The sequence below is a fragment of the Xanthobacter dioxanivorans genome, assembly GCF_016807805.1.
In the GTDB taxonomy this organism is placed as follows: Bacteria; Pseudomonadota; Alphaproteobacteria; order Rhizobiales; family Xanthobacteraceae; genus Xanthobacter; species Xanthobacter dioxanivorans.
Genome location: NZ_CP063362.1, coordinates 83,031 through 96,498, shown reverse-complemented (window position 1 = coordinate 96,498; position 13,468 = coordinate 83,031). Strand labels below are relative to the sequence as shown.

Annotated in this window: 13 protein-coding genes; 5 read left to right on the top strand and 8 right to left on the bottom strand. The window is 69.4% G+C overall.

Translation table 11 applies throughout. The features are described from left to right. Positions 1 to 17: 17 nt before the first annotated feature. The 4 genes from EZH22_RS00480 (at position 18) to EZH22_RS00465 (ending at position 3,404) form a co-directional block, all read left to right on the top strand. Entirely contained in the window at positions 18 to 554 is a 537-nt protein-coding gene (locus EZH22_RS00480) for a DUF305 domain-containing protein (RefSeq protein ID WP_203193881.1), read from the top strand. Positions 555 to 564: 10 nt separating this feature from the next. Beyond that, the gene (locus EZH22_RS00475) at positions 565 to 2,022 is read left to right on the top strand and encodes a YncE family protein (protein WP_203193880.1); all 1,458 of its coding nucleotides are present in this window, start codon (positions 565 to 567) and stop codon (positions 2,020 to 2,022) included. A 78-nt stretch (positions 2,023 to 2,100) separates the two neighbouring features. Beyond that, positions 2,101 to 2,628, top strand: coding sequence for a sigma-70 family RNA polymerase sigma factor (locus tag EZH22_RS00470; RefSeq protein ID WP_203193879.1), 528 nt, complete (start codon positions 2,101 to 2,103; stop codon positions 2,626 to 2,628). Then, positions 2,625 to 3,404, top strand: coding sequence for an anti-sigma factor family protein (locus tag EZH22_RS00465; RefSeq protein ID WP_203193878.1), 780 nt, complete (start codon positions 2,625 to 2,627; stop codon positions 3,402 to 3,404). Before EZH22_RS00470 ends, EZH22_RS00465 begins: the two co-directional genes overlap by 4 nt. Positions 3,405 to 3,521: 117 nt before the next feature. On the opposite strand, the gene EZH22_RS00460 is transcribed toward EZH22_RS00465, so the two are convergent. Beyond that, positions 3,522 to 4,436, bottom strand: coding sequence for an AraC family transcriptional regulator (locus EZH22_RS00460; protein ID WP_203193877.1), 915 nt, complete (start codon positions 4,434 to 4,436; stop codon positions 3,522 to 3,524). 87 nt (positions 4,437 to 4,523) lie between these two features. On the opposite strand from EZH22_RS00460, the gene EZH22_RS00455 reads away from it, so the two are divergent. Next, positions 4,524 to 5,378 (top strand): SDR family oxidoreductase, encoded by an 855-nt coding sequence (locus tag EZH22_RS00455; RefSeq protein ID WP_203193876.1) that lies wholly within the window; start codon positions 4,524 to 4,526, stop codon positions 5,376 to 5,378. A gap of 259 nt (positions 5,379 to 5,637) precedes the next feature. Here EZH22_RS00455 and EZH22_RS00450 read toward each other — a convergent pair whose 3' ends face one another. The 7 genes from EZH22_RS00450 to EZH22_RS00420 all read right to left on the bottom strand — a co-directional run bounded on the left by EZH22_RS00450 (position 5,638) and on the right by EZH22_RS00420 (position 13,341). Continuing rightward, positions 5,638 to 6,441 carry an HpcH/HpaI aldolase/citrate lyase family protein gene (locus EZH22_RS00450; protein WP_203196308.1) on the bottom strand — a complete coding sequence of 268 codons (804 nt, stop codon included), beginning with the start codon at positions 6,439 to 6,441 and terminating at the stop codon, positions 5,638 to 5,640. Next, positions 6,438 to 7,289, bottom strand: coding sequence for an FAS1-like dehydratase domain-containing protein (locus EZH22_RS00445; RefSeq protein WP_203193875.1), 852 nt, complete (start codon positions 7,287 to 7,289; stop codon positions 6,438 to 6,440). The genes EZH22_RS00450 and EZH22_RS00445 overlap by 4 nt, the downstream gene beginning before the upstream one ends. A 26-nt stretch (positions 7,290 to 7,315) precedes the next feature. Then, positions 7,316 to 8,479, bottom strand: a complete 1,164-nt coding sequence (locus EZH22_RS00440; protein WP_203193874.1) for an acyl-CoA dehydrogenase family protein — start codon at positions 8,477 to 8,479, stop codon at positions 7,316 to 7,318. 52 nt (positions 8,480 to 8,531) lie between these two features. Beyond that, the gene (locus EZH22_RS00435; RefSeq protein WP_203193873.1) at positions 8,532 to 9,797 is read right to left on the bottom strand and encodes an acetyl-CoA hydrolase/transferase family protein; all 1,266 of its coding nucleotides are present in this window, start codon (positions 9,795 to 9,797) and stop codon (positions 8,532 to 8,534) included. Positions 9,798 to 9,816: 19 nt separating this feature from the next. Then, positions 9,817 to 11,013 (bottom strand): acetyl-CoA C-acetyltransferase, encoded by a 1,197-nt coding sequence (locus tag EZH22_RS00430; RefSeq protein ID WP_203193872.1) that lies wholly within the window; start codon positions 11,011 to 11,013, stop codon positions 9,817 to 9,819. Between the two features lie 87 nt (positions 11,014 to 11,100). Continuing rightward, positions 11,101 to 12,099, bottom strand: a complete 999-nt coding sequence (locus tag EZH22_RS00425; protein WP_203193871.1) for a LysR family transcriptional regulator — start codon at positions 12,097 to 12,099, stop codon at positions 11,101 to 11,103. Between the two features lie 444 nt (positions 12,100 to 12,543). Then, the gene (locus EZH22_RS00420; RefSeq protein WP_203193870.1) at positions 12,544 to 13,341 is read right to left on the bottom strand and encodes an IclR family transcriptional regulator domain-containing protein; all 798 of its coding nucleotides are present in this window, start codon (positions 13,339 to 13,341) and stop codon (positions 12,544 to 12,546) included. Positions 13,342 to 13,468: the final 127 nt, after the last annotated feature.

Here is a 13,468-nt window from a genome sequence, read left to right as displayed (position 1 = left end):
GCCGCAGGAGAACCGTCATGCGCATTCGCGCTCCATCCCTCGCCATCGGCCTGATCGCCCTTGCCGCGGCGTGCACCGCGGGGACCGCCGCCACGCAGGCGCAAGATGTCGCTCCGGCCGGCCCGGCAGCCGCCCGCCCCGTCGACGAAGCGCCGTTCCTCGCCGAGAACGCGGCGGCGATGGACAAGATGATGGCGGACATGGACGTCGCCCCGACCGGCGATGTCGATGTCGATTTCGCCGCGATGATGATCCCGCACCACCAGGGCGCCGTGGACATGGCGGTCGCCTATCTGCGCTACGGCCGGAACGAGCAGCTGCGGCGTCTCGCGCAGGAGATCGTGGTCGAGCAGCAGCAGGAGATCGCTGCGATGCGCCTCGCCCTCGGCCAGTCTTTGCCGCCCTCGGCGCCGGCGCCGACCAAGCTCGGGGCGGAGGCCGCCGGCCCGGTCCACGCCCCGTCCGCCCAGGGGGCCATGCCTCACGGCGGCATGTCTCACGGCGGCATGTCTCACAGCGCCGCGTCGCCGGCGATGCCGATGTCGATGAAGTAGGAGACGACCGATGAAGACCCATTTCCTGACCGGCCTGCTGGCGAGCGCCATGCTCGCCTGCGCGCTGCCCGCATTGGCCGGGCAGGCGCCCTTCGCCGCCTCGGCTCCCGACATCCCGCTGAGCAGCCGCGACCGCGTCTACGCTGCCGAGCAGTTCTCCAATACCGTTTCCGTCACCGATCCCGCCACCAACCGGCTGCTCGGCGTCATCCGCCTCGGCGATCCGCAGCCGGGCAATTTCAGCCCGCTCTACAAGGGGCAGGTGCTGGTGCACGGCATGGGCTTCTCGCCGGACCGCAAGACCATCGCCGTGGTCTCGATCGGCTCCAACGCGGTGACCTTCGTGGACACCGCCACCAACAAGGTGACACACACCACCTATGTCGGCCGCTCGCCACACGAGGCGTTCTTCACGCCCGACGGCAAGGAGGTGTGGGTGACGGTGCGCGGCGAGGATTATATCGCCGTGCTCGACGCGCAGAGCTACCAGGAGAAGACCCGCATCAAGGTGCCGAACGGCCCCGGCATGCAGATCTTCTCGCCGGATGGCGCATACGGCTATGTCTGCTCGTCCTTCACTCCCGAGACCGAGGTCATCAGCGTCGTCGACCACCAGGTCGTGGCCCGGGTGAAGCAGGAGAGCCCGTTCTGCCCGAACATCGCGGCGACGCCGGACGGCAAGCAGGTCTGGTTCACGCTGAAGGACATCGGCAAGACGCAGGTGTTCAACGCCCGGCCGCCCTTTGACATCATCAGGACCATCGACACCGGGGCGATCACCAATCACGTCAACTTCGCCCGCAACGCCAACGGCACCTTTGCCTATGTGACGGTCGGCGGGCTGAACGAGATCAAGGTGTTCCGCACCGACGACTTCACGCAGGTCGCGACCATTCCGGTCGGCAATCTTCCCCACGGCATCTGGCCGTCGGGCGACGGATCGCGGGTCTATGTCGGGCTCGAGAATGCCGACGCGCTCGCGGCCATCGACACCCTGACCAACACGGTGGTCGCCACCATCCCGATCGGCCAGGCACCGCAGGCGGTCAACTACGTGCCCGGCGCGGTGCCGGATGGCGACGGCATGGCGGGTCTCCAGACGCTCGGCGTGGCGGGACAGACGGCGCACCTCACCCTCGGCCGGGCCGGCAGGGGAGAAGGCAAGGCGCCGACCAGCGTCTCGCTGTTCGACCAGGGCCTGATCCAGATCCTGCAGGCCTCGGTGACCGGGCTGGAGCCGAAGAAGCCCTACGTGCTGGCGCTCGCCGGCCAGCCGGACGGCAAGGGCGCGCTGGAGCCGCTCTCGGCCTTCATGACCAACCCGGCGGGCTCCGCCATCGTCAACGCCACCGGCCCGATCCGCCAGATCGTGCAGGGCGACGCGAAGGCGGCGCGGCGCTACCTGGTCATCGCCGAGGGCACGGCCGCCCAGCCCGGCGCCGTGGTGCAGCGCCAGACGATCAACTGACGCGCAGGGCCGCCTTTCCCGCCGCATTCGTGCGGCAGAAAGGCGGCCCTCGGCCCTGTCCTCCACGGGATGCCTGCGATGACCGAGATGGTGCGTCTGATCGAACCGCTCATTCCCGCGCTGCGGCGCTATGCGCGCGCGCTGTTGCGGGATCGCGCGGCGGCCGACGATCTGGTGCAGGACTGCCTGGAACGGGCGATCGGCCGCTGGCACCAGCGCCGCGCCGACAGGGAGCCGCGGGCCTGGATCTTCGCCATCCTGCACAACCTCGCCATGACGCGGCTGCGACGGATATCCAGCCGGCCTCGCCCGGTGGCGGTCGAGGACGTGGGGGAGGGCGATCTCGCCAATCCGGCGTCGCAGGAAGACGGCCTGCGCTACCGCGATCTCGTTTCCGCCTTGTCGCGACTGCCGGACGAGCAGCGCACGGTGCTTCTGCTGGTCTGCGTCGAGGAACTCTCCTATGCCGAGGCGGCACGGGTGCTCGACGTGCCGATCGGCACGGTCATGTCGCGTTTGTCGCGGGCGCGCGAGCGGCTGCACAAGGAGATCTCCGACACGCCGAGGCCGGAAAGTGCCCACCCGCACCTGCGGAGAGTGAAATGACCACCCGCCCGATCGCCGAAGACGACCTCAACGCCTATGTGGACGAGGCCCTCGACGCCGAGCGCCGCGCCGAGGTCGTCGCCTATCTCGAGACCCACCCCGAGGTGGCGGAGAAGGTCGCCGCCCATCGCGCCGAGCGCGACCTGCTGCGCGCCGCCTTCGCGCCGGTGGTGGAGGAGCCGCTGCCGCCGCAGCTCTCGCTTGCGCGCATGATCGAGGCCCGGCGGCGCCCCGCGGGCACGCCCCGCTGGGCCATGGCTGCGGCCGCCGTCCTGCTGCTGGGCGTTGGTGCTGTGGGCGGGTGGTCGCTGCGCGGCATGGGCGTTGCCTCCTCCGGTGGACTGCAGGCGCTTGGGCGGGAAGCGGCGGCGAGCTATGCAGTGTTTGCGCCCGACCAGGCGCGGCCGGTGGAGATCCGTGCCGAGAACCGGGCGCAACTCGTCGCCTGGACCTCGCGCCGGCTCGGACGGCCGGTGGCCATTCCCGACCTCGCCTCTTCCGGCTACCGCCTCATGGGCGGGCGTGTCGTCGCCACCGAGCACGGACCAGCGGCGCTGTTCATGTATGACGACGACAAGGGCAATAGGCTGGTCATGTTCGCGCGGCCGATGGCCAGCGGCCCCGACATGCCGATGGCGCCGCACGTTCAGGATGGGATCAACGGCTACACCTGGGCGGACGATGGCCTCGGCTACAGCCTCGTCGGAGCGGTGGCGCCCGGCATGCTGCATCCGCTGGCCGACGAGGTCCGCCGCCAGATCCGCAGCGAGGCGTGAATGCGGAAAATCCCGCGTCCAACATGGAGCGTGGGTGCGGCCTCACACCGCTGTTATCCGCGCCCTCCTTCGAGGGCCTCTTCGACGCACTTTTGTGCGGGGAGGTGATCAACGACCTTAGTTGCATCGCGCAGGCTGGCGCGAGCGGGCAAACAGGCCCGGTGACATGCCGACGCGCCGCCGGAACGCTGTGCTGAAGGCGCTGGCAGATTCATAGCCGATCTCCTCCGCGAGGCGCTCGAGCGATTGTCCGCCGCGGCTCAGCGCGTCCTGCGCCAGGGCCATCCGCCAGCGCGCGAGATACTCGATGGGGGCGCAGCCGAGGGTCTCGCCAAATCGGGCGGCAAAGGCCGATCGCGACATGCCGGCGAGGGTCGCCAGATCGGCCACGGTCCATCCGACCCGAACGTCGGCGTGCATGGCGCGCAGAACCTTGGCCAAGGCCGGGTCTCGCATCCCCGCCAGCAGGCCGGCGGGCCGGGTATCGTCGGTGAGGCCGTGCCAGCGCAGGCACTCCACCAGCATCACCTCCAGCAGCCGCTCCAGGATCATGTCCCGGCCGGGCCGATCAGCTCCGCATTCGTCCATGATGAGATCGACGATGCGGCCGAGGCGACCGGTGTCGGCGTCGCTCGACCGGACATGGATCATCGCCGGCAGCAGCGCCAGCAGGACCGGCGCATTGACCGGGTCGATCCTGAAGCTGCCGCCAAGCATCCGGAAATCCGGCTCGCCTTCCGGCTCGCCGTGATGGACCGCCACCTCCGAGGGTTCGCGAAGGACGCAGGCGACGCCCGGCCGGCTGAACAGGGCAAAGGCCGGCGTGGCGGGCAGGAGCACGAAGTCGCCTTGATCGAGCAGGACCGGATCTTCCTGGCCGATGGCGAGCCAGCATCGCCCCGCGAGCACGATGGCGAAGCCCGGCTGCCCATAGGCGGCATAGCGTACCCCCCAGTCGCCACGTCCGGTAATCGGCTTGGAGAGCGCGGCGCACGGGCGGAGCAGGGCGATGACGTCGCTGAAGGGATCCATTTTGGACGATCGATAATGTTTGATAGCGTATCGATTATATATCGTATCGCCCGCCTGTCTATCCTGACATCGGAAATGGAGACAGGCATGACCAGGACAATTCTCATCACCGGCACATCGTCGGGCTATGGCAAGGCCATCGCGGAGCACTTTCTGGATCTCGGCTGGAACGTCCTCGCCACCATGCGGCGGCCGGTCCCCGATCTCTTCCCGGCCTCGGACCGGCTGAAGGTGCTGCAGCTCGACGTCACCGATGCCGACAGCATCGCCCGCGCCATCGCCGACGGCGTGGCGGCCTTCGGCGCCATCGACGTGCTGGTGAACAATGCCGGGATCGGCATGGCCTCCGTGGTGGAGGCGACGCCGGACAGCATCATCCGCGAGATCTTCGAGACCAACAGCTTCGGCGTGTTCGCCACCTGCCGCGCCATCATCCCGCACATGCGCCGGCAGGGGCACGGCGTCATCGTCAATATCACGTCGAGCACGGCCATCGGCGTCATGCCACTGGTAGCGATCTACGCCGCCAGCAAATGCGCCGTCGAGGGCTTCACGGAATCATTGTCCTATGAGCTGGAACCGTTCGGCATCAGGGCTCGCCTCGTGGAGCCGGGCTACGGGCCGACGACGAACTTCACGGCCAATGGCGGGGCCCGCATGCAAGGCCTGATCCCGGAGGGCTATGGGGCCTTCGCCCAGTCCTGTTTCCAGAAGATGGCCAGCTATCCGACGGCCTATTGCACCGAGGCGGAGGTGGCGCAGGCCGTGTTCGCGGCTGCGACGGCGGAAGGGGAGGAGATCCGCTATCCGGCGGGCCCCGACACCAGACTGCTTGCGGAGCTACGCTGGACCACATCCGAACCCCATTATCTGGAGAAGATGCGGGAGATGTTCCGCCCGAACTTCTCAACACCGTCCCTGGCCGAAGGGCGTGCGCTCTAAGGTCGCGTTCCCACGTCCGCCCTCACGTCGGCACGGGCGCCATTTGCGGGTCAGGCGACGCCGTCTTGCCGATCGTGGAGTCTCGCCGATCGCGGAGATCGCCAAAGCTCCGCTGGCGATCAGGCCTGCGGACAGATGCTGAAGCCGGCAGTCACCCGTCGCGTGTCGGGGACCGCCGGCTTCAGCTCTTCGGCCGGTTCCTCCGCAGGCGTCACGGCCATGTCCAGGGACGCGGAGAACGACCCCAGCGGGGCGGGGGCTACAGGGCCGGTGCACCGCGGGCGAGGATCGAGCGGGCACGGATGCGGACCGGCTCGTCCACCATGGCGCCATCGACGTTCGCAGCGCCGTCGCCCGACGCCAGCACCTTGCGTGCCCACTCGATTTCTTCCGCATCGGGCAGGAAGCCGTCGCGGATCGGCGTGATCTGGCGGGGATGGATGGCGAGCTTGCCGCCGAACCCGAGGGCGCGGGCATAGCGGGCGTCGTCGCTCGCCGCCGAAGGATCGTCGATGCGGGTGGTGACGCCGTCGAGCGGAGCGGCAAGGCCGCCGAGGCGGGAGGCGAGCACCAGTTCCGCGCGGGCGGCGAGCAGCGCTTCGCGCACATGGGCGCAGCCGATATCGGCGGAGAAATCCACCGAGCCGAAGGCGATGCGCCGGACCGTCGGATGGGCGGCCACGGCGCGGGCGTGGGCGAGGCCCGCAGCCGTCTCCACCAGGGCAATGACCGGCACGTCCGGTCCGAGCACGGCGGCCACGCCATCGAGCAACGCCGGGCTCTCGGCCTTGGGCAGGATCACGGCCGCCGGCTTCAGCCGGGCCACGGCCGCCATGTCCGCCTCGTGCCACGGCGTGCCGGAGGCATTCACCCGCACCAGCACCGGACGCCTGGTGAAGCCGGTGTCGAGGTTGGCGCGCGCGGCATCCTTGGCGTCGGGCGGAACCGCGTCCTCCAGGTCGAGGATGACCGCATCGGGGGCGGCGCCCGCCGCCTTCTCGAACCGCTCGGGCCGATGCCCCGGCACGAACAGGGGCACGATGATATCGAGCACGGTCATCACCATTCCGCCTCCGCCTGCATGGCCACCGGCCCTCCCGCGCGGGCGGTCCACAGCGTGAGCTTGCCCGCATCCTCCTCCGCATTGAGGAAAAGCGGAACGTTGGCGAAAGCCGGCGAGAGCCCACGGAACGAAAAGCGCACAGGCGGCGCGCCGCGGATCTCCGTCGCGAACCGGTACAGCAGCGTCGCCTGCAGGGGGCCGTGCACCACGAGGCCCGGATAGCCTTCCACCTGCGTGACATACGGGTCATCGTAATGGATGCGATGGCCGTTGAAGGTCAGCGCCGAATAGCGGAACAGCAGGGGCGGGGAGGGATCGACCGCGCGGCGGAACGCGCCCTCGGCGGCGGGCTCGGGCGCGCCGGCGGGCGGGCCGCCGGCATCGAGGCCGCGATAGACGATGTGCTGCGTCTCGGAGAGGGTAGGGCGCCCGTCGACATCGATCTCATGCCGAACCGTCACGAAGCACAGGGCGCCCGTGCGTCCCGCCTTCGCCTCCACGCTCTCGATGCGCGAGATGCGGCGCATGGTGTCCCCCACGCGGATCTCGCCATGGAAGGCGAGGCGGCCGCTCGCCCACATGCGGCGGGGCAGGGGGACGGGCGGCAGGAAGCCGCCGCGGGCGGGATGGCCGTCCGGCCCGAGCGCGTGGGAAGGAGCCGCCGGCTGGGCAAGGCACCAGTGCAGCAGCCGCGGTACGGCCTGCGAGGGCAATGGCGCGCCGGGATCCTCGTCGAACGTGGCGCAGAACCGGCGGACCAGCTCGGCCGTCACCAGCTCGGCGGCGGTGTCCTCGCGGCCGATCCAGGACCGCAGGTGATCAATGTCGAGCGTAGGTGCGTCGGCCATCGCAGGGGTTCCTCGGAACGAGGCCATCAGAACGACCTCGGCAGGCCGAGGACGTGCTCGGCGACGTAGCTCAGGATGAGATTGGTGGAAATCGGTGCCACCTGGTAGAGGCGGGTCTCGCGGAACTTGCGCTCCACGTCGTACTCGCAGGCGAAGCCGAAGCCGCCATGGAACTGGATGCAGGCGTTCGCCGCTTCCCAGGAGGCCTTGGCGGCGAGGTATTTCGCCATGTTGGCCTGGGTCCCGCAGGGCGCGTGCGCGTCGTAGAGGCGGCAGGCCTCGAACCGCATGAGGTTCGCCGCCTCGACCTCGATGAAGGCGTCCGCGATGGGGAATTGCACGCCCTGGTTCTGGCCGATGGGCCGGCCGAAGACGATGCGCTCCTTCGCATAGGCGGTCACCTTGTCGATGAACCAGTAGCCGTCGCCGATGCATTCGGCGGCGATCAGCGTGCGCTCGGCGTTGAGGCCGGTGAGGATATATTTGAAGCCCTGGCCCTCCTCGCCGATCAGGTTCTCGGCGGGGATCTCCAGATTGTCGAAGAACAGCTCGTTGGTCTCGTGGTTCACCATGTTGAGGATGGGCTGGACCGTCATCCCCTTGGCCATCGCTTCTTGAATGTCCACGATGAAGATGGAGAGGCCTTCGGACTTCTTGCGCACCTGGTCGAGGGGCGTGGTGCGGGCGAGAAGGATCATCAGGTCGGAATGCTGGACGCGGGAGATCCAAACCTTCTGGCCGTTGATGACGTAGCGGTCGCCGGTCTTCACCGCCGTGGTCTTGATCTTGGTGGTGTCGGTGCCGGTGGTGGGCTCGGTGACGCCCATGGACTGGAGGCGCAATTCGCCCGAGGCGATCTTCGGCAGATAGCGCCGGCGCTGCTCCTCGGAACCGTGCCGCACCAGCGTGTTCATGTTGTACATCTGGCCGTGGCAGGCCCCTGAATTGCCGCCCGCCCGGTTGATCTCCTCCATGATCACGGAGGCTTCGGTGAGGCCGAGGCCGGAGCCGCCATAGGCCTCCGGGATCAGCGCCGCCATCCAGCCGGCCCTGGTCAAGGCGTCGACGAACTCCTCCGGATAGCCGCGGGCCTCGTCCACCTTGCGGTGGTACTCGGCGGGGAAGTCGGCGCACAGGGCGCGCACTGCGTCGCGGATGTCCTGGAACTGGTCGCTGCCAACGGTCTGCATGGGGGTAAGCCTCGATCGAAGTCGTCGTTGATGGGCCCGCTTGCTGGGGCGCTCACGTCCGCGCGGGGTGGGGCGAGGTCTCCTCGCCTGCTTCCAGTGCCGCCCGGAATTCAGGGGCGGCGATGTCGATCATGCGGCGTCGGCGCTCGCCGAGGCCGAGGCCGCGGAGGTCGGCGACGCCGTATTCCGTTACGATAATGCCCGCATCCGCGCGGGCCGTGCTCGTCGGTCCGCCGAGCCGGATGACGATCCGGCTGCGCGCGCCCTCGCGCCCTCTCACGGTGGCGGGAAGGGCAACGATGGGCAGTCCGCCCCGCGACGCCCTCGCGCCGCGCAGGAAGTCGGCAGCCCCACCCACGGCACCCACATAGCGCCCGCCCGCCACCTCGGCGTTGATCTGTCCGGTGAGATCCACCTCGATGGCGGCGTTGATGGCGGTGAACCTCCGGTGGGCGCTCAGCACGTCGAAGGCATGGGTATAGGTCGTGGGGCGCAAGGCGAAGCACGGATTGCGGTTCACATAGCGCATCAGCTGCGGCCCGCCGGCCACAAGCCCCGCCACGGCGATCCCGGCATCGATGCTCTTGCGCGCATTGGTGAGCGCGCCGGCCTCGACCAGGCCGGCGACGCCGTCGGAGGCGAGGCCGGAATGCAGGCCGAGGTCGCGGTGCCCGGCGAGGGCGGCGAGGATCGCCTCGGGCAGCCCGCCGATCCCTATCTGCAGGGTGGCCTCATCTTCCACGAGACCGGCGACGCGCGCGGCGATGGCCCGCTCCACCTCGCCGGGTTCTGTCTTGGGGGACGTGGCGGGCGGCCGGGAGGTGCGCACGATGATGTCGATGTCGTCGGCGGACAGGGTGCGCTCGCCGCAGGACCAGGGCGTCTGATCATTGACCTCGGCGACGACGAGCCGGGCGCTGTCCACCAGCGGCGCCAGATATTCGAGGGCGGCGCCGAAGCTGAAGCGCCCGGTCCCGTCATCCGCCAGATTGAGAAGCAGCACGTCCACCTGCCGGGCGAGCAGCCCCGGCAGGTCCGAATAGTGGCAGGGCAGGATATCGAGCGCGCCCGCCCGCTCCAGCACGCGATTGTGGCCGGCGCCGCAATAGGACTGGAAGCGCATCGCTTCCACCCCGTCGAACGGTGTTCCCCAGCTCATGCCGACGAAGGCGCGCAGGCCGGGAATGGCTCCGCTCTGCGTGAACAGGCGGGCGGTCAGCGCCGTCGGCTCGGCGGAGGCCTGGCCCCAGGCGAGGTACTCGCCGGGGAGGAGCAGGGTGGTGAAGTCGAGCATCTCCGGCTGGAGCTCGATGGCCATGGTGGGGCTCCGTCGCCGATCAGGCGCGCTCGAAGATGGCGGCCGCGCCCTGGCCGCCGCCGATGCACATGGTTTCCAGGCCATAGCGGACGCCGCGGCGCTGCATCTCGTGCAACAACGTGGTCATGATGCGGATGCCCGTCGCGCCGATGGGGTGGCCGAGGGAAATGCCGGAGCCGTTCACGTTGAGCCGGTCCTGGTCGTCCCAGCCCCAGCCCTTGAGCACGGAGAGCACCTGGCAGGCGAAGGCCTCGTTGACCTCGGCGAGGCCGATGTCGTCGAAGGAGAGCCCGGTCTTGGCGAAGAGGCGCCGCGTGGCGGGCACCGGACCGAAGCCCATGATGGCCGGATCGCAGCCGGCCACCGCCCAGCCCGCGAGGAAGCCCAGCGGCTCGAGGCCGAGGGCGGCGAGCTTGTCCTCGGCGACGACAAGACAGGCCGCGGCGGCGTCGTTCTGCTGGCTGGCGTTGCCGGCGGTGACGGTGCCGCCGGGGATGATGGGCTTCAGCTTGCCGAGGCTCTCCGCGGTGGCATCGGCGCGGATGCCCTCATCGCGGGTGAAGGGCTGCGGCGGGCCGCGTCGCTGGGGCACATCGACGGGCACCACCTCGGCATCGAACCGGCCGTCCGCCCAGGCGGCGGCGGCGCGCTGGTGGCTGCGGAGCGCGAAGGCGTCCGCGTCCTCGCGGGTGATCTGGAATTGCCGCGCCAGATTCTCCGCCGTCTCGATCATGCCGGAGATGACGCCGAAGCGCTCCACCGGCTGCGAGCGCTCGCGCCCGCGATCGAGCCGGTCGTAGAGCTGGGTCGTGCCGGCGCGGCGGCCCCACCGCATGTCGGTGGTGTAGAACTCGATGTTGCTCATGCTCTCCACGCCGCCGGCCAGCACCACGTCGCAGGCGCCGGTCTGGACCATCATGGCGGCGGTGACGAGGGCCTGAAGGCCGCCGCCGCAGCGCCGATCGAGCTGCATGCCCGGTACCTCGATGGGAAGGCCCGCCTGGAGCGCGATCCAGCGGCCGACGCAGGGTGTCTCGCTGTTGGCATAGGACTGGGCGAACACCACGTCCTCGATGAGGGCGGGATCGATGCCGGTGCGGTCCAGCACCGACTTCACGACAAGCGCCCCGAGCTGCTCCACGGGCACTGGCCGCAGGCTGCCGCCGAAAGTGCCCACGGGCGTGCGCACCGGGCTGACGATGGCCGCGCGTCTCATGCAGCGTCTCCTCAAAGTTCTTGCTTGTAGGAAAAACGGAGCAGCTTTCCGCCGCGCCGGATAGTGTATTCATCGGGACATGAACTATCAGACTATTTCGTCCGATAGAAAAGCTGCTTCATTATTTCCGTTATGCCGGTCCGGCATGGACGAGTTGATCTCCCCGGGCGCCGGGCCGCCCCACACGCCGGAGACGGCGAGGCTGCGTGCCGTCTCTTCCACCGCCTCCACGAAATGCTGGGCGGCTCGGCTCGGCGGACGGTCGATGGGGGTGGCGAGCACCAGCTGGCGGGTCACCTCCGGTGCGACCAGCGGATGCGCCACGAGCCGACCGGCGCTGATGTCGGCATGGGCCGCCGCTGCCGGCAGCACGGTGGAGCCGAAGCCGCGCCGCACCAGGTCGAGCTGGAGGGGGAGGGAGTCCACCTCGATGACCGGCGCGAAAGTCATCCCCTGGCGTGCGGCGACCGCATCGAGCAGGCGCCTCAGGCCATGCTGGGGCCGGGGCAGGATGAGCCGTCGCGCGAAGAGGGCTTCCACCGGCACCGAAGGGGCGCCGGCCGCGCCGTCCTCACGCCGTTCGATCAGATGAAGCCGCTCCGGCAGCAGGGCGCGCAGGCGCATGGCGGGCGACGCGGCAACATCGTAGAGCACCGCCACATCCACCACGCCGCGCTGCAGCCAGTCGAGCACATAGCCGCTGTACCCGGTGGAAATGGAAAGCTGCACTTGCGGGAAGCGGCTGCTGAAGCGCTCCACAAGGGGGCCGCAGAGAATCTCGGCGACCGTCGGCGGCAGCGCGAACGAGACCTGACCACGCGGCGCTTCGGCCGCGTTGTGCAAGTCCTCGCGCATCCCGTCGAGTTCCCGCAGCACGCCGGCGGAGCGGGCGAGCATCAGCTTGCCGGCATCGGTGAGGACTACGCCGCGTCCATTCCGCTGGAACAGGCGCACGCCCAGCTCCTGCTCCAGCGCCTGCAGATGGCGGCTGAGGGCGGGCTGGGCCACGTGCAGGCGCTCGGCCGCGGCGCTGATGCTGCCGAGCTCGGCCACGTGGACGAACGTTCGTATCTGGCGCAATTCCACGTCCGTTCCTCCCGATGCGAACCTTCCCGTTCGATGGACCGGAAATATGCCGCTCCGGCGCTCCGTGCCTCTACGTCGCTCGCCGTCGACGGCATGCTTGCAATTTAACGGACGAAAGTCCAGTACGCGGACAATTGGCGCTCGATGCCGGGCCGGGCTCCCGCCCGGGCCGATCGCGCGGGTCGGAGCGTGCCGCTGGGCGCCGATGTCGAATGAAGCGGACCGGCGGGGCGCGGAGTGCCGATGCGATCGAAAGGATCGCCCCGGCGCACGGGGACGAGGCGGGCCCAGGGGGGAGGGGAATGATCCGCGTCGCAGGCGCCCGGGCCCGGCTCCAGGCGTGGGGTCGGCATCCGGCAGCATCGCTTGCCGGGCGCGGGCGCCGGCTGCCGTCGGCAAGCGGCGCGACAGGTCGCGGATGCGGTCCCTGCGCGCCGGAGAAGGCTAAGGTTGCAGCCACCCGTTCATCGTGCGCTCGATCTCGTTCGCGGCCTCGCGCAGCGCCGGAAGGAAGACCTTGCGCATGTGATCGAGGGAGGCGCGCGCCGCCGTGGTGCCGATATTGAGTGCGGCCACGGTGCGCCCGTCCCGGTCGTGGACCGGAACCGCGATGGATCGCACGCCCACATCCATCTCGCCGTCGATGATGGCATATTGGAGACGGCGCGCCTCGAGCACTTTCAGGCGCACCTTGTCCGGTTCGGTGATGCTGCGCGGCGAGGGCGCGACGAAAGCCTCTTCCGCCAGCCAGCGGTCGAGCTCCTCGTCGTCGAGCCCGGCCAGCAGCACCCGGCCGAGGGAGGAGCAGAAGGCGGGAAGGCGGGAGCCCACTTCGAGGCCCGAGGAGAAAATGCGGCGGGTTTCGACGCGGGCCACATAGACCACCTCATGGCCGTCCAGCATGGCCATGGAGGAGGATTCCCCGATCTGGTCCGTGAGGGTGCGGATGACGCTGCGCGCGGCCTCAGCCGGGGCGCAGGTGGACAGATAGGCGCTGGAAAACTGCAGGACCTTCGGCGTCAGCCAGAACAGCTTGCCGTCGCTGTCCACATAGGTGAGGGCCTGCAGGGTCAGCAGGAAGCGGCGCGCCGTTCCGCGGCTGAGGCCGGTGGCCTCCGCCACCTGGGTGAGGGTCATGCGGCGTGGCGCCCGTCCGAAAGCCGCGAGCACATTGAGTCCGCGTTCGAGGGCCGTGACGAATTCCGGCCCGCGCGTGTCGTTTTCCGAGACCTTCTTGATCACGAGTAGCTCTTCTCAAAATCGTCCAGCTGAGGCACGCTGAACCTCGACGCTGCGGCGGCAGGCGGAAACACCCTCGCCGTGGGCCGCGCCCGGCCTCAGATCTCCCCATTTGTATCATCATGCGAAC